This is a genomic window from Limosilactobacillus reuteri subsp. simiae (assembly GCF_020784875.1).
GTDB classification, from domain to species: Bacteria; Bacillota; Bacilli; order Lactobacillales; family Lactobacillaceae; genus Limosilactobacillus; species Limosilactobacillus reuteri_H.
Window position 1 is genome coordinate 1 of sequence record NZ_JAJGUI010000003.1, and the last position, 237, is coordinate 237.

The 237-nt window shown below is 47.7% G+C and carries 1 rRNA gene; it reads left to right on the plus strand.

What is annotated here, in order from left to right:
- A 23S ribosomal RNA gene (locus tag LMC10_RS00375) occupies positions 1 to 237 on the plus strand; the annotation flags it as partial.

A 237-nucleotide genomic window follows, 5' to 3' on the forward strand; every position in this document is an offset into this window, starting at 1 on the left:
AGTTATGAAGGGCGCATGGTGAATGCCTTGGTACTAGGAGCCGATGAAGGACGGGACTAACACCGATATGCTTCGGGGAGCGGTAAGTACGCTTTGATCCGGAGATTTCCGAATGGGGAAACCCAATCAGCTTAGTCGCTGATTACTTGACTAGTGAATACATAGCTAGCAAGAGGTAGACGCAGTGAACTGAAACATCTTAGTAGCTGCAGGAAGAGAAAGAAACATCGATTCCCT